This window comes from Pseudomonas sp. PDM25, from assembly GCF_019219045.1.
Taxonomy (GTDB): domain Bacteria; phylum Pseudomonadota; class Gammaproteobacteria; order Pseudomonadales; family Pseudomonadaceae; genus Aquipseudomonas.
Genome location: NZ_JAHUWL010000015.1, coordinates 1 through 24,117, shown reverse-complemented (window position 1 = coordinate 24,117; position 24,117 = coordinate 1). Strand labels below are relative to the sequence as shown.

At 60.4% G+C, this 24,117-nt stretch carries 20 protein-coding genes; 11 read left to right on the top strand and 9 right to left on the bottom strand.

Translation table 11 applies throughout. The features are described 5' to 3' along the window. Positions 1–17 precede the first annotated feature (17 nt). Both KW848_RS24390 and KW848_RS24385 read left to right on the top strand, forming a co-directional pair. On the top strand, positions 18–593 hold the full coding sequence (locus tag KW848_RS24390; RefSeq protein WP_192410264.1) for a PadR family transcriptional regulator: 576 nt from the start codon (positions 18–20) through the stop codon (positions 591–593). Beyond that, complete coding sequence (locus tag KW848_RS24385) at positions 590–1,375, top strand: siderophore-interacting protein (protein ID WP_218538335.1); 786 nt, start codon at positions 590–592, stop codon at positions 1,373–1,375. The genes KW848_RS24390 and KW848_RS24385 overlap by 4 nt, the downstream gene beginning before the upstream one ends. 125 nt (positions 1,376–1,500) lie before the next feature. Here the strand turns inward: KW848_RS24385 and KW848_RS24380 are convergent, their stop codons facing one another. Together KW848_RS24380 and KW848_RS24375 are read right to left on the bottom strand one after the other, a co-directional pair. Beyond that, the gene (locus KW848_RS24380) at positions 1,501–2,157 is read right to left on the bottom strand and encodes a Pr6Pr family membrane protein (RefSeq protein WP_218538334.1); all 657 of its coding nucleotides are present in this window, start codon (positions 2,155–2,157) and stop codon (positions 1,501–1,503) included. 2 nt (positions 2,158–2,159) lie between these two features. Further along, on the bottom strand, positions 2,160–2,390 hold the full coding sequence (locus tag KW848_RS24375) for a VF530 family DNA-binding protein (RefSeq protein WP_111452034.1): 231 nt from the start codon (positions 2,388–2,390) through the stop codon (positions 2,160–2,162). 400 nt (positions 2,391–2,790) lie between these two features. On the opposite strand from KW848_RS24375, the gene KW848_RS24370 reads away from it, so the two are divergent. From KW848_RS24370 to cmoB, 7 genes are all read left to right on the top strand, one after another. Then, the gene (locus KW848_RS24370) at positions 2,791–4,173 is read left to right on the top strand and encodes a carbohydrate porin (protein ID WP_218538333.1); all 1,383 of its coding nucleotides are present in this window, start codon (positions 2,791–2,793) and stop codon (positions 4,171–4,173) included. Positions 4,174–4,387: 214 nt separating this feature from the next. Next, a complete protein-coding gene (locus tag KW848_RS24365; protein WP_218538332.1) occupies positions 4,388–6,799 on the top strand; it encodes a glucose/quinate/shikimate family membrane-bound PQQ-dependent dehydrogenase in 2,412 nt (803 codons plus the stop codon). A 545-nt stretch (positions 6,800–7,344) separates the two neighbouring features. Further along, positions 7,345–9,762 carry an endopeptidase La gene (gene lon / locus KW848_RS24360; RefSeq protein WP_218538331.1) on the top strand — a complete coding sequence of 806 codons (2,418 nt, stop codon included), beginning with the start codon at positions 7,345–7,347 and terminating at the stop codon, positions 9,760–9,762. Positions 9,763–9,965: 203 nt separating this feature from the next. After that, complete coding sequence (locus tag KW848_RS24355) at positions 9,966–10,358, top strand: protease inhibitor I42 family protein (RefSeq protein WP_150658656.1); 393 nt, start codon at positions 9,966–9,968, stop codon at positions 10,356–10,358. A 2-nt stretch (positions 10,359–10,360) separates the two neighbouring features. Continuing rightward, positions 10,361–10,996 (top strand): lysoplasmalogenase, encoded by a 636-nt coding sequence (locus KW848_RS24350; protein WP_218538330.1) that lies wholly within the window; start codon positions 10,361–10,363, stop codon positions 10,994–10,996. Between the two features lie 153 nt (positions 10,997–11,149). Next, positions 11,150–11,929: a carboxy-S-adenosyl-L-methionine synthase CmoA gene (cmoA, locus tag KW848_RS24345; protein WP_218538329.1), complete on the top strand. Its 780-nt coding sequence runs from the start codon at positions 11,150–11,152 to the stop codon at positions 11,927–11,929. After that, the gene (cmoB, locus tag KW848_RS24340; RefSeq protein ID WP_218538328.1) at positions 11,926–12,882 is read left to right on the top strand and encodes a tRNA 5-methoxyuridine(34)/uridine 5-oxyacetic acid(34) synthase CmoB; all 957 of its coding nucleotides are present in this window, start codon (positions 11,926–11,928) and stop codon (positions 12,880–12,882) included. The genes cmoA and cmoB overlap by 4 nt, the downstream gene beginning before the upstream one ends. Positions 12,883–13,017: 135 nt before the next feature. Here cmoB and tadA read toward each other — a convergent pair whose 3' ends face one another. From tadA to treP, 7 genes are all read right to left on the bottom strand, one after another. Continuing rightward, positions 13,018–13,515, bottom strand: a complete 498-nt coding sequence (tadA, locus tag KW848_RS24335; RefSeq protein WP_218538327.1) for a tRNA adenosine(34) deaminase TadA — start codon at positions 13,513–13,515, stop codon at positions 13,018–13,020. Next, complete coding sequence (locus tag KW848_RS24330) at positions 13,515–14,891, bottom strand: multicopper oxidase family protein (protein ID WP_218538326.1); 1,377 nt, start codon at positions 14,889–14,891, stop codon at positions 13,515–13,517. Before KW848_RS24330 ends, tadA begins: the two co-directional genes overlap by 1 nt. A 104-nt stretch (positions 14,892–14,995) precedes the next feature. After that, a complete protein-coding gene (locus KW848_RS24325) occupies positions 14,996–15,283 on the bottom strand; it encodes a PTS transporter subunit EIIB (protein ID WP_218538325.1) in 288 nt (95 codons plus the stop codon). 2 nt (positions 15,284–15,285) lie between these two features. After that, on the bottom strand, positions 15,286–17,820 hold the full coding sequence (gene ptsP, locus KW848_RS24320) for a phosphoenolpyruvate--protein phosphotransferase (protein WP_218538324.1): 2,535 nt from the start codon (positions 17,818–17,820) through the stop codon (positions 15,286–15,288). A gap of 62 nt (positions 17,821–17,882) precedes the next feature. Next, positions 17,883–19,106 (bottom strand): carbohydrate porin, encoded by a 1,224-nt coding sequence (locus KW848_RS24315; protein WP_218538323.1) that lies wholly within the window; start codon positions 19,104–19,106, stop codon positions 17,883–17,885. 106 nt (positions 19,107–19,212) lie between these two features. Then, positions 19,213–20,859 (bottom strand): alpha,alpha-phosphotrehalase, encoded by a 1,647-nt coding sequence (treC, locus tag KW848_RS24310; RefSeq protein ID WP_218538322.1) that lies wholly within the window; start codon positions 20,857–20,859, stop codon positions 19,213–19,215. A gap of 117 nt (positions 20,860–20,976) precedes the next feature. Then, the gene (gene treP / locus KW848_RS24305; protein ID WP_111450267.1) at positions 20,977–22,419 is read right to left on the bottom strand and encodes a PTS system trehalose-specific EIIBC component; all 1,443 of its coding nucleotides are present in this window, start codon (positions 22,417–22,419) and stop codon (positions 20,977–20,979) included. Between the two features lie 237 nt (positions 22,420–22,656). On the opposite strand from treP, the gene treR reads away from it, so the two are divergent. Continuing rightward, a complete protein-coding gene (gene treR, locus KW848_RS24300; protein WP_218538321.1) occupies positions 22,657–23,361 on the top strand; it encodes a trehalose operon repressor in 705 nt (234 codons plus the stop codon). A gap of 134 nt (positions 23,362–23,495) precedes the next feature. Then, a partial coding sequence (locus tag KW848_RS24295) for a dermonecrotic toxin domain-containing protein (RefSeq protein WP_375154733.1) occupies positions 23,496–24,117 on the top strand: 622 nt, incomplete at its 3' end.

Genomic DNA, 24,117 nt, shown 5'->3' with positions numbered 1-24,117 from the left:
ACGAGAGAAAGCAAAAAATGAGAGACCATCATTCCCCCCACCGTGAACACGGTGACAGCCACGACGGCTTCGAGAAACGCCCCGGCCGCGAACGCGGTGGACGCGGTCCCCGGGTTTTCGCCCCCGGTGACCTGAAACTGCTGCTGTTGGCGCTGATCGCCGAACAGCCTTGCCACGGCTACGACCTGATCCGCCAGATCGAAAGCATGTTCGACGGCGCCTACTGCCCCAGCCCCGGTGTGATCTACCCGACCCTGACCTTCCTTGAAGAAAGCGAAATGATCCTGGGCGACGCCGAGGGCGGGAAAAAACGCTACACCATCACCGAGGCCGGACGTCTGTCATTAAGCGATCAGGCGATCGCACTGGATGGTGTGCGGATGCGCATCGAAGTCAGCAAGCGCTCATTGCGCGGCCATGATCGCCCCGCCGAGATTCACGAAGCAGTGCACAACTTGCGTCATGCCTTGCAGATGCATCACGGCCGCTGGAGCCCGGAAGAAATCCTGCGGGTGCGCGACCTGCTCAACAACACCGCCAAAGCCATCGTCGATGGCCCTGTCGTTCAACCCGCTCAGGAGCAAGCCGAATGACCGAAGTGATCGTGCAAACCATCCACCGTGTCAGCCACGAGATCAAACGCCGTCGTCTGGAAGTGTTGCGGGTAGTCGACCTGACGCCGCGCATGCGCCGCATCACGCTGGGTGGACCGGAACTCGCAGGCTTCGTCAGCCTCGGCACGGACGACCACGTCAAACTGCTGTTTCCACAAACCGCGGCGGAACAAGCGGCGCTGGAAACCCTGGTGCTCGGTGCCGGCAAAACCGATCAGCCGATGCCGGCCATGCGCGATTACACACCGCGTCGTTACGACCTGAACACGCTGGAACTGGACATCGACTTCGTGCTGCACGGCGACGGCCCTGCCTCGACCTGGGCCGAGCAAGCCAAACCCGGCCAATTCCTGCACATCGGCGGGCCACGGGGCTCGATGGTCGTGCCGGACATCTTCGACAGCTACTTGCTGATCGGTGACGAAACCGCCCTGCCTGCGATCGCTCGACGCCTGGAAAGCCTGGCGGCCAATCGCCGGGTGCTGGCGGTCATCGAAGTGGAGAACGGTGCCGAGCAACAGAAGCTGGAAAGCGCTGCACAGGTGAATGTGATCTGGGTCTTGCGCGAAGGCGGGAAGAACAACTTGCTCAACACCGTTAAACAACTGCAAGTGCCCAGCGGCAACCTGTACGCCTGGGTGGCGACCGAAAGCAAAGTGTCGCGGCAGATACGCCGGGTGTTGCTGGATGAGCACGGGCTGGATGAAAAGCTCGTCAAAGCCGTGGGTTACTGGCGACTGGATGACAGCGACGAAGAGTGACAACCTCAGCGAAAATCCCCCTGTGGGAGCGGGCTTGCTCGCGAAGGCGGAGTGTCATTCAGCATTGATATGACTGACACACCGCCTTCGCGAGCAAGCCCGCTCCCACAGGGGATTTTTGGCGTTTATAAAATTGGTTTTCGCCAGCGATCCAGTCCCACCACCAACAAGGCAATCACCACAAACCCTACCAATAACCCCCCGGCATTCATGAACACCTGTGGATAACCCAGCTTCTCGACATCTATGAACGGATAGGGATAAACCGCCAGCAGATGCCCGCGCCACAACGAATATGCGAAGTACACCACTGGATAGATCACCCACGCAGCGATATGCCGAAGTCGCAACGCGCCTTTCGGCACACAGCACCACCAATACGCCAGAAACAGCAGTGGCATGACGTCATGCATCAGCTCATCGGCCAGCCATTGCCAGCCTTGCGGATGCCATAAATGGCGTAACAACACGTTGTACCCCAGGCCGACCACAGCGATGCTCACGGCAATGCCGCTACTCACCCACGGTTGCAAAAACCAGCGCCGCGTCGCCGACTCGCTGGACGTCAGCTCACACGTCAGCACGGTCGCCACCAGCGTATTGCTCAGCACGGTGAAATAGCTGAAGAAGCTGACCAGCCCACCGAGCAGGCTGGCCGCCAGCGTCCAGCGTGAGTAGAAAATCAGGTACAGCTGAATGCTCAGTCCCGCCCAGCCAAGCACCGCCGCCACGGCCACAAAACGACGCCTCGCGGCAGACCCCGGCGTCGAGAGGCTAACCATGCTCAGACCGGGCGCTTGGTGCGCATCAACTTCACGTACAAGCGCTCGACCTTCTCCCGCGCCCACGGGGTTTTACGCAGGAATGTCAGGCTCGACTTGATGCTCGGATCACTCTTGAAACAGCGGATATCGATGCGCTCGGCCAGCCCCGACCATTCGTAGTGATCAACCAGGGCGTTGAGGATTTGCTCCAGCGTCACGCCGTGCAGCGGGTTGTTGTTCTGTTCGGTCATGCCGGGCCTTTGCGCGAAGAAAGAATAAAGAAGCCGCGCACCTTAGCCGAGGGCTTCGATGGGGGGAAGGACTCAGTTAACTGTAGGCCAACGACAGCGATTTGTAGGAGCAAATAGAACCCTGTAGGAGCAAAGCTTGCTCGCGATGGCGTCTTGCCAGTCAACATAGATGTTGGATTGAGCCGGCGCCATCGCGAGCAAGCTTTGCTCCTACAGGTTGTGCATTTTTTTGCCGGTTAATGCACTGTTACCAATTCCGAAAAGCTGCATGTCAGTAAAAGCGCTTTCTCTCTTTGTAACAGATCATTATCCTGCCGCCCTTAAGCTGAAACGCTTCACTGCCCGATCCATCTCGTTGCCTTCAGTTCACCCCCAGAAAAAGATCAGAATTTCTACTTATATGTCCGACTTCCCAACTCCGCGAGACAGCGCTGTCTGCACCCCTATTGCTCATCGAAAAGCCCTGAACCTGATCGGCGGATTCACCGCGTTGGGCCTCGCCACTTGCACCCAGGCCGCTCCGGCTTTCGACAGTGAGTCGCCGTGGATGCTCGGCGACTGGAACGGCACGCGCACCGAACTTTCGGAAAAAGGCTACGACTTCAAAGTCGATTACACCGGCGAAATGGGCAGCAATCTGCACGGCGGTTACGACCATGACCGCACCGCTCGCTACAGCGACCAGTTTGGCCTCGGCACGCACCTGGACCTGCAGAAGATTCTGGGCTGGGACGACGCCGAATTTCAGCTGACCATCACCGAGCGCAACGGCAACAACATCAGCAACGACCGCATCAATGATCCCCGTGTGGGCGGATTCACCTCGGCTCAGGAAGTCTGGGGCCGTGGCCAGACCTGGCGCCTGACGCAGATGTGGTATCAGCAGAAATTCTTCGATCAGAAGCTCGACATCAAAGTTGGCCGTTTCGGCGAAGGCGAAGACTTCAACAGCTTCCCCTGCGACTTCCAGAACCTGGCGTTCTGCGGCTCGCAGGTCGGCAACTGGGTCGGTGGCATCTGGTACAACTGGCCGGTCAGCCAATGGGCGATGCGGGTCAAATATCACCTGACGCCTGAGCTCTATGCACAAATTGGCGCCTATGAGCAGAACCCGTCGAACCTTGATCGCGACAATGGTTTCAAGCTCAGCGGCAGTGGCACCCAGGGTGCGATCCTGCCGGTGGAACTGGTCTGGTCGCCGAAGCTCAACGGCCTGCCGGGTGAATACCGCGCAGGCTATTACTACAGCAGTGCCAACGCCACCGATGCTTACAAGGACAGCAACGGTCAGCCGGCCGCCCTGAGTGGCGAGGCTTACCGCAGCGCGTCGAGCAAACACGGTGTGTGGCTCGGTGTGCAGCAGCAATTGACCAGCCGCGCCAGCGACAACTCCCGCGGCCTGAGCGTGTTCGCCAACGGCACGATGCACGACAAGAAGACCAACGCCATCGACAACTATGTCCAGGCAGGCGTCGTCTACAAAGGCTTGTTCGATGCACGCGCCAGGGACGACATCGGTTTCGCCCTGGCTCGCGTCCACGTCAACCCGGCCTATCGCAAGAACGCCGAGGCGACCAATCAGGCCCGCGCCGTGTTCGACTACAACGACCCGTCCTTCCTGCCACCGCAGGACACTGAATACAGCGCCGAGCTCTATTACGGCGTGCACGTCACGAACTGGCTGACCGTGCGCCCGAACCTGCAATACATCCGCCACCCCGGTGGCGTGGACCAGGTCGATGACGCGCTGATTGGCGGGATCAAGATCCAGTCGTCGTTCTAACCAACACCACAAACCCCTGTGGGAGCGGGCTTGCTCGCGAAAGCGGTCTATCAGGCAACCAGGATGTTGAATGTGATGGCCTCTTCGCGAGCAAGCCCGCTCCCACAGGGTAATGCGTCAACCCAACAGTTTTTATCTGAACCCTGCCCGCACCGGATCATCATCTACAGTGAACTTGCGCGGGACTACTTAAAACGTCACGGAGAACCACACTATGAGCACTGATGGTGCTTTGAGTCGAAGCCGTCTGCTGCCGAGCCTGCTCGGTATCCTGCTTCTGCTAATGGGCCTGGCCATGCTGGCCGGGGGGATCAAGCTGAGCATGCTCGGCGGCTCGCTGTATTACCTGCTGGCCGGTATCGGCCTGGCGCTGACCGGCGTGCTGCTGATTGCCGACCGTTATGCAGCGCTGAGTCTGTACGCCGTGGTGTTGTTCGCCAGTACGGTCTGGGCACTGTGGGAAGTCGGCCTGGACTGGTGGCAACTGGTGCCACGTCTGGCGCTGCTCTTTACCCTCGGGATCGTGATGCTGCTGCCGTGGTTTCGTCGCCCGTTGCGCAGCGGTGAGTTCAACCCGGTCGGTACCGGCGTACTGAGCGCTGCCGTGGTCATCACTGGTATCGCCGCGCTGGCCAGCCTGTTCACCCACCCGGGTGAAATCAAAGGCCAACTGGACCGCGACAGCGTGCCGGGCATGACCAACACCGCCCCGGCCATGCCCGACGGTGACTGGAACTCCTACGGCCGTAGCGCACACGGCGATCGTTACTCGCCACTGACCCAGATCACCCCGCAGAACGCGAACAAACTCGTTCCGGCCTGGACCTTCCGCACCGGTGACTTGCCAGGGCCGAACGACCCGGGTGAAACCACGGCTGAAAACACCCCGCTGAAAGTCAACGGCATGCTCTATGTCTGCACGCCGCACAGCCAGGTGATCGCGCTGGACCCGGACACCGGCAAGGAAATCTGGCGTTTCGATCCGAAGCTCTCCACGCAAAACGCGGCGAACTTCAAGGGTTGGGCACACATGACCTGCCGTGGCGTGACCTATCACGATGACGCCGTTTATGCGTCCGAACAAAGCCCGACCGGCACCGCCAACCCTGCGCCGGTCAGCAGCGTCTGCCCACGCCGGATCTTCCTGCCGACTGCCGACACCCGTCTGATCGCCCTCGACGCCGACACCGGCAAGATGTGCGAAGACTTCGGCGACAAGGGCCAGGTTGATCTGCGCGCCAACATCGGCGGCTTCACGGCGGGCGGTTACTACTCCACCTCGCCTCCAGCGGTCACTAAAGACCTGGTAGTGATTGGCGGCCACGTCACCGACAACGTCTCCACCGACGAGCCTAGCGGCGTGATCCGCGCGTTCGACGTGCACACCGGCAAACTGGTGTGGAACTGGGACAGCGGCAACCCGGACGACACCACGCCGATTGCCGAAGGCAAGATCTACACCCGCAACTCGCCGAACATGTGGTCCATGTTCGCGGTCGACGAAAAACTCGGCATGCTTTACCTGCCGATGGGCAACCAGACCCCGGACCAGTTCGGTGGTGCGCGCACCCCTGAATCGGAATTGCACGCCGCCGGCCTGACCGCCCTCGACATTGCCACCGGTAAAGTGCGCTGGCACTTCCAGTTCACCCACCATGACCTGTGGGACATGGACGTCGGCGGCCAGCCAACCCTGATGGACCTGAAAACCGCTGACGGCGTGAAGCCAGCGGTACTCGCGTCCACCAAGCAAGGCAGCATCTACGTGCTGGACCGCAGCACCGGTAAAGCGATCGTACCGATCAACGAAGTGCCAGTGCCTCAAGGCGCTGTCGAAGGTGATCACACTTCGCCAACCCAACCGAAATCCGACCTGAACCTGATGCCGCCGCCGCTGAAAGAACGCGACATGTGGGGAGTGACACCGTTCGACCAACTGATCTGCCGGATCGGCTTCAAATCCATGCGCTACGACGGCCCGTTCACGCCGCCATCGCTGCAAGGTTCGATCGTGTATCCAGGCAACTTCGGCGTGTTCGACTGGGGCGGTATCTCCGTTGACCCGGTGCGTCAGATCGCTTTCATGAACCCGGACTACATGGCGTTCAAATCGAAACTGATCCCGGCCGCCGAAATCGCTGCCCAAGGCCCGCGTAAAAGCGAAACCGAAGGCGTGCAGCCGAACAAAGGCGCGCCATACGGCGTCATCCTCGAACCCCTGCTCTCGCCATTGGGCCTGCCGTGCCAGGCACCGGCCTGGGGTTACGTGACAGCGGTCGATCTGACCACCAGCAAAATCATCTGGAAACACAAAAACGGCACCGTGCGCGACAGCTCGCCGGTTCCGATCCCGCTGAGCATGGGCGTGCCTAGCCTGGGCGGCACCTTCACCACTGCCGGTGGCGTGGCCTTCCTGAGCGGCACCCTCGACCAGTACCTGCGCGCCTACGACGTGAAAAACGGCAAGCAACTGTGGGAAGGCCGCCTGCCAGCCGGCGCGCAAACCACGCCGATGACCTACACCGGCAAGGACGGCAAGCAATACGTGCTTGTTGTTGCAGGTGGTCATGGGTCGCTGGGCACCAAGCAAGGTGACTATGTGATTGCGTACAAACTGTCCGAGTAAGTTTTAGCGGCGGTTAAAGGAAAGGCGACTCCTGCGAGGGGGTCGCCTTTTTTGTGGCTGCTATTTTTTGCCACACGGCTGAACAAATGTGGGAGCGGGCTTGCTCGCGAAAGCGGCCTAACATCCGACATTGATGTCGTCTGACACTCCGTCATCGCGAGCAAGCTCGCTCCCACAGTGGAACGGTGTACATCTGCGAATGATTGGTCGGCTGTCAGGTCGTCATCGCGAGCAGGCTCACTCCCACAGGGGATCCGTGTTCGCCTTTCGCCCCTCACCACTCATCAGGCCGAGCGTTAGCTCGCCTGCAGCTCTTGATCTTCATCCACCCGCCCCTTCGGGGGTCTGAGTGGAGGTGTTCGTCCGGGGAGTGGCGCGCAGCAATGGATATGTACCCGGTCAACCCAAAACAGGGTCGGCCCAAAGGCCGCCAAGTCAAACGCACCTGTCAAAACCCTGAACACACACCCAGAAATATCCCGAGCCATTGAAACCACCCCCCACCTGCCCCATCTAAGACCCATACCCTATTGCGCAGGTGCCCCATGACCGACCAGCAAGAATTCCCCGAAGACCCGAGCGACTACGCCGACCCAGAGAACGCCGAACACCACTCCACCGGCAAAGGCCTCGCCCTGCCAGGCCAGAACCTGCCGGACAAGGTCTATATCATCCCGATCCACAACCGCCCGTTCTTCCCGGCCCAAGTGCTGCCGGTCATCGTCAATGAAGAACCGTGGGCGGAAACGCTGGATCTGGTGAGCAAATCCGATCACCACTCCCTGGCCCTGTTCTACATGGACACGCCCCAGGAAGACCCGCGTCATTTCGACACCTCGGCCCTGCCGCTCTACGGCACGCTGGTCAAGGTGCATCACGCCAGTCGCGAAAACGGCAAACTGCAATTCGTCGCCCAGGGCCTGACCCGCGTACGCCTCAAGACCTGGCTCAAGCACCATCGCCCGCCGTACCTGGTGGAAGTCGAATACCCGCACCAGCCCACCGAGCCGACCGACGAGGTCAAGGCCTACGGCATGGCGCTGATCAACGCGATCAAGGAACTGCTGCCGCTCAACCCGCTGTACAGCGAAGAGCTGAAGAACTACCTCAATCGCTTCAGCCCCAATGACCCGTCGCCGCTGACCGACTTCGCCGCCGCCCTGACCTCGGCCACCGGCAGCGAGCTGCAAGAAGTGCTCGACTGCGTGCCCATGCTCAAACGCATGGAAAAAGTCCTGCCGATGCTGCGCAAGGAAGTCGAAGTCGCGCGCCTGCAAAAAGAGATTTCCGCTGAAGTTAACCGCAAGATCGGCGAGCATCAGCGCGAGTTCTTCCTCAAGGAACAACTCAAGGTCATCCAGCAAGAGCTGGGGCTGACCAAGGACGACCGCAGCGCCGACATCGAGCAGTTCGAGCAACGGCTGACCGGCAAGGTTCTCCCGCCTCAGGCGCAAAAACGCATCGAAGAGGAAATGAACAAACTGTCGATCCTCGAAACCGGTTCGCCGGAGTATGCGGTCACCCGCAACTACCTCGACTGGGCAACCTCGGTGCCGTGGGGCGTGTACGGCGAGGACAAACTCAACCTCAAGCACGCACGCAAGGTGTTGGACAAACACCATGCCGGCCTCGACGACATCAAGGACCGCATCCTCGAGTTCCTCGCGGTCGGCGCCTACAAAGGCGAGATCAGCGGCTCCATCGTGCTGCTGGTCGGCCCGCCGGGCGTTGGTAAAACCAGTGTCGGCAAATCCATCGCCGAATCCCTCGGTCGGCCGTTCTACCGCTTCAGCGTCGGCGGCATGCGCGACGAAGCCGAGATCAAGGGCCACCGCCGCACCTACATCGGCGCGCAGCCGGGCAAACTCGTCCATGCGCTGAAAGATGTCGAAGTGATGAACCCGGTGATCATGCTCGACGAGATCGACAAGATGGGCCAGAGCTACCAGGGCGACCCGGCCTCGGCGCTGCTGGAAACCCTCGACCCGGAACAGAACGTCGAATTCCTCGACCACTACCTGGACTTGCGTCTGGACCTGTCGAAAGTGCTGTTCATCTGCACCGCCAATACCCTGGACTCGATCCCCGGCCCGTTGCTGGACCGGATGGAAGTGATTCGCCTGTCGGGCTACATCACCGAAGAAAAAATCGCCATCGCCAAACGTCACCTGTGGCCCAAGCAACTTGAGAAGGCCGGCGTGTCCAAAGGCAGCCTGTCGATCAGCGACAGCGCGTTGAAGGCGTTGATCGATGGCTACGCTCGCGAAGCCGGGGTGCGACAGTTGGAAAAACAACTGGGCAAACTGGTGCGCAAAGCCGTTGTGAAACTGATCGACGAGCCGAAAGCGGTCATCAAGCTCGGCCCGAAAGACCTGGAAGCCTCACTCGGTCATCCCGTCTTCCGCAACGAGCAAGTGCTGTCGGGGACTGGCGTGATCACGGGCCTGGCCTGGACCAGCATGGGCGGCGCGACCTTGCCGATCGAAGCCACGCGCATTCACACCTTGAACCGTGGCTTCAAACTCACCGGGCAACTGGGCGATGTGATGAAGGAGTCGGCGGAAATCGCCTACAGCTACGTCAGCTCCAACCTGAAGTCGTTCGGCGGTGATCCGAAGTTCTTCGACGAAGCCTTCGTACACCTGCACGTCCCGGAAGGCGCCACCCCGAAAGACGGCCCGAGCGCCGGCGTGACCATGGCCAGCGCCCTGCTCTCGCTCGCCCGAAACCAGCCACCGAAAAAAGGCATCGCCATGACCGGCGAACTGACGCTGACCGGGCATGTACTGCCGATTGGCGGCGTGCGTGAAAAGGTGATTGCGGCGCGGCGACAGAAGATCTTCGAGCTGATCCTGCCCGAGCCTAACCGCGGCAGCTTCGAGGAATTGCCGGATTATCTGAAGGAAGGGATTACCGTGCACTTTGCCAAGCGCTTTGCGGATGTGGCGAAAATTCTGTTCTGATAATGGTGTAGTGCTCAAGCGGCCGCTTTCGCGAGCAAGCCCGCTCCCACAAGGATTGCGATGAACCTGTGGGAGCGGGCTTGCTCGCGAAGGCGTTGATACCAACGCCCCCAAACCTCCGCCTGCCGCGGTTCGACTGTCACACTTTGTCTCATCTTCAGTTATGCTCGCCGTTCGTCGTGAATGCCGGAGCCACTGACCTTATGTCCCCCACCCGCCTGTTTGTCCCCCTCGCCCTCTCCTTGCTGGCCGCGTGCGCCACGCAACCGAAACAGAACGTGACCGTGGAAAAACAAAGCGAATGCCCAGTGCAATTGCACAGCGGGCAAAACCTGATCCTGACCCTGCCAAGCAACCCGACCACGGGTTACCGCTGGGCGATCCAGGATTCGGCCGGTGGCGTATTGCGCGCGCTCAGCCCCGAGGTCTACAGCAACCCGCAAGATGCGGGGATCGTCGGCAGCGCCGGCCTCTCCACCTGGCGCTTCCAGTCCTTCGCCGCGGGCACTGGCCGTTTGCGTCTGACCTACTCACAGCCATGGGCACCGGAAGTACCGGCAGTGGAAACGTTCGACTGTGCGATCTCGGTTAACTGATCGTGGGCTGGCTGATTCTGGCGCTGATGGGCGCGGTGACGTTCCTCTACGGCGTCAGTGTGCATGCGGCGTTGCTCTGCCTGCTGGTCAAACCGCTGCCGGTATTGGCGCTGCTTGGTTGGTTGCATGACTCAGCGCCCAGCGAATATCGGCGCTGGATCAGCCTTGGATTGATTTTCTCTCTGCTCGGCGATGTGTTGCTGGCATGGCCGGGGGATTTGTTTGTGTTTGGTCTTGGGGCATTTTTGGTCGCGCATCTGGCGTATCTGAAGGCCTATTTGAGTGATTGCCGGCGGTTGGCGCTGTTACCGCTGATCATCGCTTTGGGCGTCGGCGCGGTGTTGTTGGGGATCTTGATTTCCAATGGGCTGGGTCCGCTGCTCATCCCGGTGATCGTCTACGGCCTGGCCATCAGCGCCATGCTTTGGCGGGCGCTGGCTCGACTCGGCACTGACGTGCCCAAACGCTCGGCGCTGCTGGCGGCTGGCGGTGCATTGGCGTTTGTGTTTTCGGACAGCGTGATTGGCATCAATCGATTCGTCGCACCGTTTCATGCCGCGCCTTACATGATCATCCTCAGCTACTGGTTGGGGCAATGGGGGATTGCGGCGTCGGCATTCACTCAGAAACCGCGCTGAATCCTTCGCGAGCAAGCCCGCTCCCACAGGGAATAGCGCTGTACTTGTGGGAGCGGGCTTGCTCGCGAAAGCGGTCTCACTGAACACGCAAACCTCGGATCCTACCCAGCGTTTATCAGACAACCCGCGCATCGCCCCGTCAATTTGGCTAAAATGCCGACCTTTTCCACCTATGCCGCTGGAACCGCCGTGAGCAAAGAACCCGATCGCCTTTTCGCCCAGCCTTTGGCCCAGGTGCCTGACTTCGCCTTTAACGAGGACGTGGTGCGGGTGTTCCCGGACATGATCAAGCGCTCGGTGCCGGGTTATCCGACCATCGTTGAAAACCTTGGCGTGCTCGCCGCGCAGTTCGCCCAGCCAAACAGCGTGCTCTACGACCTCGGCTCGTCCTTGGGCGCCGTGACTCAGGCGCTGCGCCGACACGTACGCACTGACGGTTGCCGCGTGATCGCTGTGGATAACTCGGCGGCGATGGTCGAACGCTGCCGCGAATACCTTAATGGTCAGGACTCGATGTTCCAGGAGCTGCTGCCGGTGGAAGTGATCGAAGGCGACATCCTGGCCCTCGAATTCCAGCCAGCCTCGGTGGTGGCGCTGAACTTCACCCTGCAATTCATCGCCCCGGAGCAGCGCACCGCATTGCTCTCGCGCATCCACCAATCGCTGTTGCCCGGTGGCGCGCTGATTCTGTCGGAGAAGCTGCGCTTCAACGATCTCGAAGAACATGCGTTGCTCACTGACTTGCACGTCGCGTTCAAACGCGCCAACGGCTACAGCGAACTGGAGATTGCCCAGAAGCGCAGCGCCATCGAAAACGTCATGAAGCCCGACAGCCTCGAAGAACACCGCGAGCGCCTGCTGGCCGCCGGGTTCTCGAAAGTCGTGCCGTGGTTCCAGTGTCTTAACTTTGCCTCGTTGATTGCCTTGCCATGATTGATCTCTCTCCCCTCGCCCGCCGTCTGGCCGGTACTCCGTTGGCCGACTGGGCGAACACTCTGCAGGCGCAACTCGACAAGAAAATGGAAAAGGGTCATGGCGATCTGGAGCGCTGGCAAAGTGCGCTGGACGCTTTGCCGAAGATTCAGCCGAAGGTCGTCGATTTACTGAATGGCCTGACGCTGGACACCGATTGCGATGACCAAACCCGCGTTCAGATGCGCACCGCACTGATGGGTTTGTCGCCGTGGCGCAAAGGGCCGTTCGATCTGTTTGGCGTGCATGTCGACACCGAATGGCGTTCGGACTGGAAGTGGTCGCGGGTTGCACCGCATCTGGATCTGAAGGGTAAACGCATCCTCGATGTCGGCTGCGGCAATGGCTATTACATGTGGCGCATGCTCGGTGCCGGGGCCGACAGTGTGATTGGTGTTGACCCGAACTGGCTGTTCTTCTGCCAATTCCAGGCAGTGCAGCGTTACCTGTCCGAACCCAATGCCTGGCACCTGCCGTTCCCGTTCGAAGACCTGCCGCCGAACATGGAAGGCTTCGACACGGTGTTTTCCATGGGCGTGTTCTATCACCGCCGCTCGCCGATCGAGCATTTGCTGGCGCTGAAGGATTGCCTGGTCAAGGGCGGCGAATTGGTGTTGGAGACGCTGGTGATTGAAGGCGATCAGCAGCAGGTGCTGGTACCGGAAGACCGTTATGCGCAGATGCGTAACGTGTGGTTCCTGCCGTCGGTGCCGGCGCTGGAACTGTGGCTGCGCCGTGCCGGGTTCAGCGATGTGCGTTGCGTGGATGTGAGCGTGACGACGGTCGAGGAACAGCGCGGGACGGAGTGGATGAAGTATCAGTCGCTGAGCGATTTCCTTGACCCGCAAGATCACAGCAAGACCATCGAGGGCTTGCCCGCGCCGATGCGCGCCGTCATCGTCGCCCGCAAGTAAAACACCGATCTCCTTCCCCATGGAGATCAAAATGTGGGAGCGGGCTTGCTCGCGAATGCGGACTAACATTCAACAGAGATGTTGACTGATCCAACGCTTTCGCGAGCAAGCCCGCTCCCACACTGGACTGGTGTTTTAGTCTGCTGGTTTGGCTCTTCGGGCCTTGAAGAACTCGCTCAGCACCGCCCCGCACTCCTCGGCCAACACCCCGCCTTCGTACAGCACCCGGTGATTCAAGAATCCCTGGGTAAAAAACTGCCCCTGACTCTGCACAATCCCGGCCTTCGGCTCCAGCGCCCCATACACCACTCGCGCAATCCGCGAATGCACGATCAGCCCGGCGCACATGCTGCACGGTTCAAGCGTCACGTACAGCGTGCTGCCGGGCAGACGATAGTTGCTGGCGGCCAACGCAGCAGCGCGGATCGCGACCATTTCGGCATGAGCACTCGGGTCGTTGCCGCTGATCGGGCAGTTGAAACCCCGACCGATGATTTCACCGTCCTGCACCAGCACTGCGCCCACCGGCACCTCACCCAGGGCCGCGCCTTGGGCGGCCAGGGCCAGGGCTTCGCGCATGAAGTCACGATCACGGCTGCGGTCGATGATTGCTGTCGGGCGTATCTGACGCATCAGGCCACCTCGATGGCGGCCATCAGGCCGGTTTCCATGTGGTCGATCACATGGCAGTGGAACATCCAGACCCCTGGGTTATCCGCCACCAGCGCCACTTGCGCGCGCTCGTTCTTGCCCAGCAAGTAGGTGTCCGTGAAGTACGGAATAACCTTGTGCCGGTTCGACGCAATCACCTTGAAGCTCATGCCGTGCAGGTGAATCGGGTGTTGATACTGAGTCATGTTCTTCAATTCGAAAATGTAGCTCTTGCCCTTCTCGAGCTTGGCAATCGGGCGGTCGGCGCAAGTCTTGTCGGTGATGTCCCAGGCCTTGCCGTTGATCTGCCACAGGCTTGGCGGCTTGCCATTATCGACATTCACCGACACTGAGCCTACCCATTCGAAATTGAAGTTGAGTTTCTCCGCATTGGCCAGGTCAGGCTCGGCCACCGGGTTGGCGGGCAGTGCGGGTGGCCACTGGGTCGGCGCATCGGTATTCGCCACCGAACGGAACGTGGCCAGTCGTACCGGGCCATTGCGCAGGGACAGTTCTTCACCGGCCGGTGGTGCCTTGATCGCCAGGCAAATGCGCATGCCCGGGCCAAGCCAGTATTCCTTGCCCAACGGGCGCGGTTCGATGGGGTTGCCGTCCAGCGCGTAGATCTGCGCTTCGACGCCAGGAATGTTGAGTCGGTAGGTCAGGGTGTTATCGAGATTGAGCAGGCGCACCCGGGTGATCTGCCCGGCGGGCAATTCGATCACCGCTTGCGCGACACCGTTGATGGTCGACAGGCGCCCGGCCGTGCCACCACGGGCCGCTTCACGAGGAATGCTGAACGCGACAAAAGCGCCCTCTTCATCGACGTGCCAGCTCTTGAGGCTCAAGGTCTTTTCGTAATTGAAGCCGGTAGGCTCGCGCTCTTCGATGATCAACGGGCCGACCAGCCCGCGACCGAGTTCTTCGCTGCTGTTCACATGCGGGTGATACCAGTAGCTGCCGGCGTCGGGCACGCGGAATTTGTAGTCGAAGTATTCGCCCGGCAGCACTGGAAGCTGCGAGACGTAGGGCACGCCGTCCATTTCCAGCGGCAGGCGGATGCCGTGCCAGTGAATGGTGGTGGCAACCGGCAGGTGGTTGATGAAACGTACCCGCAGCCATTCGCCCTGACGCACGCGCAACTCGGTGCCCGGCGCCGACGGGCCGAACGCCCAGGCTTCGGTCTTGTGCCCGGCCACCAGTTCAACGTCCAGCGGTGCGGCAATCAGCTCGTAGTCGTGGCCTGCGTCGGCGTCGGCCATCTTGCCCAACCAGTACCGCGACGCGCCCCCCGCTCCGACGCCAACGACAACAAGACCGGCCAGGCCACCGAGGATTTGGCGACGGGTAAAGGACATGAACTCAACTACCTCACGTATCAGCGACAGGCATGGAGCCTGTAAAAGGCGAATACGATACACCTGCGGATGAGAAACAGTAAGGGTGACCCAAGGCCACAGGGTTAATGGAGGCCGGTGATCAGGTGCACCACGCCGTCATCCAGCATCATGACGCCCGGCACACCGGCCACATTCAATGCCTGCCGATCCATCCGCCCCACATCCCGCAACTCCACCCGAACCCGGGTCAGCGCCACCGGCTGCTGCGCCTTGAGGTTATCCACACCGCCCAATGCGGCGACGATATCCGGAGCCAGACCAGAAACAGGCTGAGCCACCACTTTCGGCTCATCCACCACCAGATCCGGGGTCAACGCTTTCCAGAACGCCCGCTGCATTTTCTCGAACATGTTCAGTTCTCCAGTACCAGTGAAGTATCGACCGTCGCCTCGTGATACAGCCGCAACGCCTCGCGCACTTGCTCGGCGCTTTCCAGGCCCAGCACTTGCTGGGCGATGGCCTGGCAGTCCAGCAAATCCACTTCGCGAACCGCCGCTTTGATCGCCGGAATCAACGGCACGCTCACCGACAGTTCATCCACCCCAAGTCCCAGCAACAACGGCACCGCCAGCGTTTCCGACGCCATGGCGCCACACACACCGACCCATTTGCCGTGGGCATGGGCGGCCTTCACGGTGCTGGCAATCAAACGCAGCACCGACGGATGAAAGCTGTCGGCCTGACTGGCCAGGCGCGGGTGATCGCGGTCCATGGCCAGGGTGTATTGAGTCAGGTCGTTGGTGCCGATCGAGAAGAAATCCACTTCGGGCGCAAACAGGTCAGCCATCAGCGCCGCTGCCGGCACTTCGATCATGATCCCCAGTTTCGGCCGTTCAGTGAGGCCCAATGCCAGCGCCTCTTCCTCAAGCATCTCCCGAGCCAGGCGCAACTCCGACAGCTGCGTGACCATGGGCAGCATGATGTGCAGACGGGCCAGCCCGGCGCTGCTCAGGATCGCCTTGAACTGATCGCGCAGCAGCTGCGGGCGCTCCAGACACAAACGAATCCCGCGCATGCCGAGGAACGGGTTGGTTTCGCTGTCCATCGGCACGTAGGCCAACGGTTTGTCGCCGCCGACATCCAAAGTCCGCACCACCAGATTGCGCGCCGGCCCCAGGGCGCGGGCGATAGCGCTGTAGGTGGAGGCCTGTTCGTCATGGCTCGGCGCATGATTGCGATCCAGATAAAGAAACTCCGAACGCAACAGTCCGACGCCTTCTCCGCCCAGCGTCATGGCCTGCTCCGCTTCAGCCAGCGAGGCGATGTTGGCCGTCACTTCAAAATGGTGTCCATCGCGGGTACAAGCTGCCAGCGCAGCATGCACCAACTCATGTTGATGGCGTTTCTGCTGGCGCTGACGATTGGCTTGCAGCTGCTCGATGGCCGCCAGATCCGGGTCCAGATGCAGCTCGCCCTTGTCGGCGTCGAGCAACACTTGAGTGCCGTTGGCCAGCCCCAGCACCTGAACGGGCAACCCGCAGATCGCTGGCAAACCGGACGCTCGAGCGAGGATCGCAACGTGGCTGGTAGCGCCACCACCGACCGTGGCGAAACCCAGTACCTTGCGGGTATCGAGCCCGGCGGTCTGTGACGGCGTCAGTTGTTCGGCGATCAAGATCGCCCCTTCAGGCAGCTCCATCGCCTGATCCTGTACGCCGAGGATCAGCTTGAGCACTCGCTGGCCAACATCGGCCAGGTCCGCCGCCCGCTCCGCCAGCAAGGCATTGCCCAGGCTTTTGAACACCGTTGCCGCCGACTCGGTGGCCGCGCGCCAGGCGAACCCGGCACTTTTGCCTTCGTTGATCAGCACGTGAGCCACCTCCAGCAAGCCCGGATCTTCGAGCAGTTCCTGGTGCGCCTTGAAGATGTCTGCCTGCGCGCTGCCCATGGCGGTGTCACGCAATTTTTGCAAGGCCAGCAGCGCCTCGGCCAGGGCGCGGGACAGATGATCGCGTTCAACCTGTGGTGTGGCGCCGAATTCATTCACTTCCAGGTGTTGTTCGGCTATCTGCACCACTTGGCCAAACGCCGACCCGGCCGATGCGCAAACCCCACGCAACACCGTCAGCGATGAAGCCTCGGTCGCCTTCGCCTCAACCTGCGCCGAGGCCGCCACCGCTTCACCGCATCCACTGATCAGCAGCTCGGCCAGCGTCTTGATCGCCGCTTCAGCATCCGGGCCGGCCGCGCTGACTTGCACAACGTCACCGTGCCCCGTCTGCAACGCCATGATCGCCACCAGGGATTTCGCGTTCGCACTCGCCTGCTGTTTATGCAGGTAAATGCTCGCCGAAAAACCTTTCGCCGCCTGAGCGAACACCGCGGCCGGACGGGCGTGCAAACCGTTCGGATTGGCGAGTGTCACCGGTTTGGAAAACACTGCTTCGCCCGCTTCCGGCACTGGCTCATCCGTTGCCTGCTCGATGGGCTTCAAGCTCAGTAACGGCTGGCCACTGTCGACCACACCCGTTTCCGGCGTCAGCCAAGTGAACGGCTCACCGCTGACCACCAGCATCAACGTCAGCAGGCTGCGGGCATTCAACGCCACAAAATCGGCATCGAACTCGATCAGCGACTGCCCAACGTCAACCTGCTGGCCCTCCTCCACCAACCGCGTGAACCCCTTCCCGGCCAGGTTCACCGTGTCGAGGCCAATGTGCATCAACACTTGCACGCCATTTTCGTCGGTGATGCTGATCGCATGCCCGCTGGCCTGCACGTTGCTGACAACCCCTGCCAGCGGCGCGCACAACGTCGTTGAAGTCGGATCGATGCACAGACCATCGCCGATCACGCGGCTGGAAAACACCGGATCGGGCACGAGGTCCAATGGCATCAATACGCCGGACAGGGGCGCGTGCAGTTGCAATTGTTGGGGTGTGGCCATGACGTCACCTGCTGTTTTGTTCTTTGAAGTGCCGATGGAGCGCGAGGCTCCGACAGCATCGCTTATTTCCACCAGTACTCGACCTGCAATCCGACATTCGAACCGTGCCGCGCCGTGCCGAAAGCGCCGGTGTCGGACAACGCTGAGCCCTGCGCCTGTTCATTGGCCGCCCGTTTGGCCGCCTCGTTCCAGCTCGCATAGGTGTAATACAGACGCACCTCGGGCCGTGCCCAGAATTCCGGCCCCTTGGGCGACCAGGTCGGGGCGAAGGTGAACTTGCTCAGCTTGCGCGTGCCGCCCGTGGCGTCGACCTGATCGTGACCCAGTTCGGTCACCAGTTTGAACTGCTCGGTGAGCGCATAGGTCGGGCGAACACCCAGGGAAATCCAGTTCTGATCACTGCCGTCGGAGCGAATGTCTTTCTGGTAAACCGCCTCGATCTGCCCGCCAAATCGCGGCGTCACTTGCCAGTCGAAGAACTCCACCACCCGATAGCTTTTGTTGCTGTCGTCGAGCTTCACGTTACCGGTATAACCCAACCCGGTGCCGGGACCTTCGCCGTACTGGAAAGCCAGTTTGTTCTTGCCGCCCAAAAAGCCCTTCTGCACATGCTGGGTGGTGATCGCCCAGCCACGGTGAGCGTCGCGGCTGTCGGGTTTGTCGATGTAGCTCAGCCCGAATTCCAACGCACCGCCGGGGTTGGTGTTGAAGCCGGCAACGTTGAAGTCATGGCGGTTGATGTAGTCCTTCTGGTACAGGTTGTCTTTGCGCGAGAAGGCGTAGCTGTATTTCAGATCGCCGATCAGCACGTCCTCGATACCGCCGCCGGTGGCGCTCTGGTTCCAATAGTAGAAGTCGGAAATGTGAATATCGTTCCGTTTGTAGTAACGCCGGCCGGCCCACAGCGAACCGCCGTTGAGGCTGGGCATGTTCGACCACTGCGCATACGCCTGCGGCAGGCGCACCGAGCCGTTGTCACCGTTGAAGGTCAGGTCCTTGTCGTACTGGTTGTACAACGAAGCCATGCCGTCGACGCTCAGCACCGAGCCGTCATCCAGGGTGTAAAGATCCTGGCGCAATTCCAGTTCGGCGTACTGCTCGCATTCGTTGCCCAAGCGGTATTTGGTCTGCGCGCCCGGCAGCTGGAAGCACTGCTGTTTACCGCTGTTGACCGAGGTGCCGACGCCGCTGCGCAAGTAACCGGCGAACTCCAGCGCCTGGGCCGAAAGAGGCAAGGCCAGGCACACGCCCGCCATTGCAAGGCTGCGATTTATTGTTGTGTTCAAGAGCTACCCCATTATTTTTATTGTGTGCAGCAGCAAAATCGGCGCGCAAAACTCCCCCGCGCAGCGTTCTGCGTGTTTTTTTGAGTCGGTGTTTTTTTGCGGTCGGTCAGTCGGTCATATGCAGCACGAACGACTCATAAGGCCGTAAGCGGACCTGCCGATTTCGCGTCGGACAGTCCGGGTAATTGCTGATGACCAGACGTTGGGCCATGTCTTCGCTGATCACTTGATCTGGCAGTTCGACTTCGCATGGCGTGCCGTAGAAGTTGTTCAGCACCAGCAAGCGTTCGCCATTGCCCTCACGCACGTACGCCCAGATTTGCGTGTGCTCGGGCAACAATTGCCGATAGACACCGTCGGACATCAGCGCTTCACTGCGGCGCAGAGCGATCAACTGACGGTAGTGATGCAACACCGAATCCGGGTCATCGAGCTGAGCGGCAACGTTGATCTGCCCGGCGTTCGCCGGCACCCCGATCCACGGCTCGACAGCGCTGAAACCCGCGTTGGGCTCGGCATTCCAGTGCATCGGCGTACGGCCGTTGTCCCGGGACTTCTGCATGATCGCCGCCATGTTGTCGGCATCGCTCGCACCCGCCTCGCGCTTGAGCCGGAAGATGTTCAGCGTCTCGACATCGCGGTACTGATCGATGTGATCGAAGCCCGGATTGGTCATGCCCAGTTCCTCGCCCTGGTACACGAACGGCGTGCCCTGGAGGAAGTGCAGCGCCGTGCCGAGCATCTTCGCCGAGAGCACGCGATATTCGCCGTCATGACCAAAACGCGAGACCACCCGTGGCTGGTCGTGGTTACACCAGAACAACGCGTTCCAGCCACCGCCGGCCTGCATGCCGGTTTGCCAGTCGGAGAGGATGCGCTTGAGTTCGAGGAAGTCGAAATCAGCGCGGATCCACTTCTGCAGGTTCGGGTAATCGACCTTCAGGTGATGGAAATTGAAGGTCATCGACAGTTCTTTCGACTCGGGTCGCGAGTAACGAATGCAGTGCTCCAGGCTGGTGGAAGACATCTCGCCGACGTTGATCAGGTCATGGCCTTCGAACACTTCGCGGTGCATTTGCTGCAAGTACTCGTGGACGTTCGGGCCGTCGGTGTAGAAACGTCGACCGTCGGTGTTGTCCTCCGGGAAGTCCGCCGGTTTGGAGATCAGGTTGATCACGTCCAGACGGAACCCGCCGACGCCCTTGTCGCGCCAGAAACGCATCATCTTGAAGACTTCGGCGCGCACCTTTGGGTTGTCCCAGTTCAGGTCGGCCTGAGTGTGGTCGAACAGGTGCAGGAAGTACTGACCGGTCTGGGCTTCATACTCCCATGCAGAGCCACCGAACTTGGATTCCCAGTTGTTCGGCTGGTCGCGCCAGATGTAGAAATCCCGGTACGGGTTGTCGAGGCTGCTACGGGCCTGCTGGAACCAGGTGTGCTCGATGGAGGTGTGATTGACCACGATGTCGAGCATCAACTTGATCCCGCGCTTGCCGGCCTCGGCGATCAGTAATTCGCAATCGGCCATGGTCCCGTAACTCGGGTCGATGGCGTAGTAATCACTGATGTCGTAGCCGTTGTCGCGTTGGGGCGAGCGCAGGAACGGCGTGATCCACAGGCAATCGACACCCAGCCAGTGCAGGTAATCGAGCTTGGCCACAACGCCAAGCAAATCACCCGTGGGGTTGCCGGCGTGGCTGTGAAAACTCTTCGGGTAGATCTGGTAGATCACCGAACGTTGCCAGTCTTGCATGGCGCTATTCCTTCAATAAGTTTTGTAGCGGCCCTTAGGGCCTCATCGCGAGCAGGCTCGCTCCCACAGTTGAATGCATTCCCATGTGGGAGCGGGCTTGCTCGCGAATGCGATCTATCAGGCAACCCGATACCCAGGCCGAACAATCTTCATGCTCAACCCGCAGGTCAGAACAAACGGCACGACCATGGCAATCACCATCCCGATCACGAACATCGGAATGAACTGCGGAATGATCGAGATAAAACCGGGCAAGCCACCGACGCCGATCGCCGAGGCCTGGACCTTGTTCAGCGACAGGAAAATGCAGCCCAGGGCCGAACCGATCAGGGCCGCATAAAACGGAAATTTGTAGCGCAGGTTGACCCCGAACATGGCCGGTTCGGTGATGCCGAAGTAAGCGGAAATCGCCGAGGTCGAGGCCATGCTTTTATCCCGCACGTTGCGGGTCATGTAGAACACCGCCAATGCCGCGCTGCCCTGGGCCAGGTTGGACATGACGATCATCGGCCAGATGAAAGTGCCGCCCTGGGTGGAGATCAGCTGCAAGTCGACCGCGAGAAACATGTGGTGCATGCCGGTGATCACCAGCGGCGCGTAGAGCAAACCGAAAATCGCCCCGCCGACCATCGGCGCCAGGTCAAACAGCATGACCACGCCTTCGGTGATGAGAATCCCCAGATGCCGGGTCACCGGGCCGATCACCGCCAGCGCCAGCACGCCGGTCACAACGATGGTGGTGATCGGCACTACCAGCAATTGCACCGCGTTAGGCACCCGCGCCCGCAGCCATTTTTCGATGACGCTCATCACGTAGGCTGCCATCAGGATCGGCAGGATCTGCCCTTGGTAACCCACCTTCTCAATCTGGAACAAACCGAGGATGTCGAAGTACGGCAGGCTCTGCCCGTCGAGACCCGCAACGGCCTTGCCATAGTTCCAGGCATTGAGCAGATCGGGGTGCACCAGCATCAGGCCAAGCACGATGCCGAGGATTTCGCTGCCGCCAAAGCGTTTGGCCGCCGACCAGCCCACCAACGCCGGGAGGAACACAAACGAGGTATTGGCCATGAGGTTGATCAGGCTCCAGAGCCCGTCAAGCTTCGGATAGGCGTCCAGCAGGGTCTTGCCCTCGATGAACATGCCCTTGGCGCCGATCAGGTTGTTGATGCCCATCAGCAGGCCGGCAATGATCAACGCCGGCAGAATCGGCATGAAGACGTCGGAAAACACCCGCACCAGACGCTGCATGGGATTGATCTTCTCGACGCTTTTCTGTTTGACGTCGGCGATGGTCGAGGCGGCGAGACCGGTTTGACGACGCAGTTCGGCGTAGACCTTTTCCACTTCACCGGGACCGATGACCACCTGGAACAGGCCGCCAGTGAAGAACGAGCCTTTGACCAGATCAATCTGGTTCAGCGTGGCGCTGTTGACCAGGCTCGGGTCCTTGAGGGCCAGGCGCAGCCGTGTGACACAGTGCGCGGCCTGCTCGAGGTTGTCGCTGCCACCGAGGCTTTGCAGCAGCTCGCTGGCGATATTCGGATAGTCGTGGCTCATGATTGTCCTTGCGCTGTAGTTTTTTGTTATTGGCAGCACGCCGAAGCGAAAAGTACTCGTCTGTACGAGTTAAAGCAACAACTCGTACAGACGAGTTTGATTTTGTTTATCCTGAACCCGACAGGCGGCGATGTTTCCTACCTCCAAAGTCAAAGAAACCTAACGCCGCATGGACAAACCCCTACCCTGCCCTTAAGGTTCGAAGCCTTGAGTACAGCGCGGCATAGAGCCATCCCCATGAGTAAATACAACCAGATCTACAGCGATCTGCTTGCCAGCATCACGACCGAACGTCTGGAACGCGGCGCCCGGTTGCCTTCCGAAACCGAACTGATGGACAGCTACCAGGCCAGTCGCGGCACCGTGCGCAAGGCGATCGAGCAATTGCAGGAGCGCGGTTTCGCGCAGAAGGTCCACGGCAAAGGCACGTTCGTGCTGTCGACCAACCCGATCGAATTCCAGCTCGGCGGGATCGTCAGCTTTCAGGAAACGTATCCACGCCTGGGTAATGACGTCAGCACAGAGGTGGTCGAGTTCACTCAGATACCGCTTGAGGGCACGCTGCTGGAACACATCCAGGCCGAAGCCGGCAGCCTGATCACGCGAATCAAACGAGTACGGCGGATTGACGGCAAACGGGTGATCCTGGACATCAACCATTTCGTCAGCGACGTGATCCCCGGCCTGTCCCGGGACATTGCCGAGCACTCGATCTACGCCTTCATCGAGCAGACCCTGCAACTGCAAATCGCCTACGCCCAGCGCACCATCGAAGCGGTGCCCCGCAGCAAGGACGACCAGCAACACCTGGACCTCGACGGCCAGAGCCATGTGATCGTGGTCAGCAACCAGACGTTTTTGCAGGATGGTCGGCAGTTCGAGTACACCGAGTCGCGGCATACGCTGGACAAGTTTTACTTTTCTGACATTGCACGGCGCTGAGCCTGACTCTGGTACTCATCATTTCCTACGTCTTGCGTCAGCAACTGACCACCGCCAACGACCCAGTGCCTTACAGCTGGAACCGATGCCCCTTGAGATAGTGAGCGCCCCGACCACCTCTCAAGGAAGACATCATGGACGATACCCAAGAAATTACCCTGCCCGACGCTGCCGATGTGTTGGCCCTCCAGCCCCTGATCACTGATCTCGCTGCCGACTGCCCCGACCTGCACGCGTTGGCATATCAGGTCGCCAAGGACATTCTCGTCCAGCACGACATCACGGATATCGAACCCGACAAAGTCTGGTGGCACCGGTTCCATGGCGCCCAAAGCAGCTCCACGCCCTTTACCGGCTGGCAGCACATCCTTGAAAAACCCAAGGAATCCATGACCTTCCCGCAACTGGTCATGCAACGTTTCAGCGTCCACGACCAGGACAATGCCGACCTGCTGGACCTCTACGGCGGCTTTTATCGTGTGGGGGCGGACGCCGAATCCTACGATGAAACCAATGAAGTGCGCCTGCACGGCAACGACGTGCTGAAAGCCTTCTGGGACATCAATTTCGCTGATCGCTACAAAACGGCCATCGCGACATTCTGGGAAAAGCACAGCACCAACTTCCGGGCGCTGGCCAAGTGCACGTTCATCGCCAAAGCCATTGAAGACTACGAGAAGGGTTACTTGACCCAAGAACACTTCAGCACGGTGCTCAGCGCCTGCGCCGGTAATGTCAGCAGGCCGCTCACCCGGC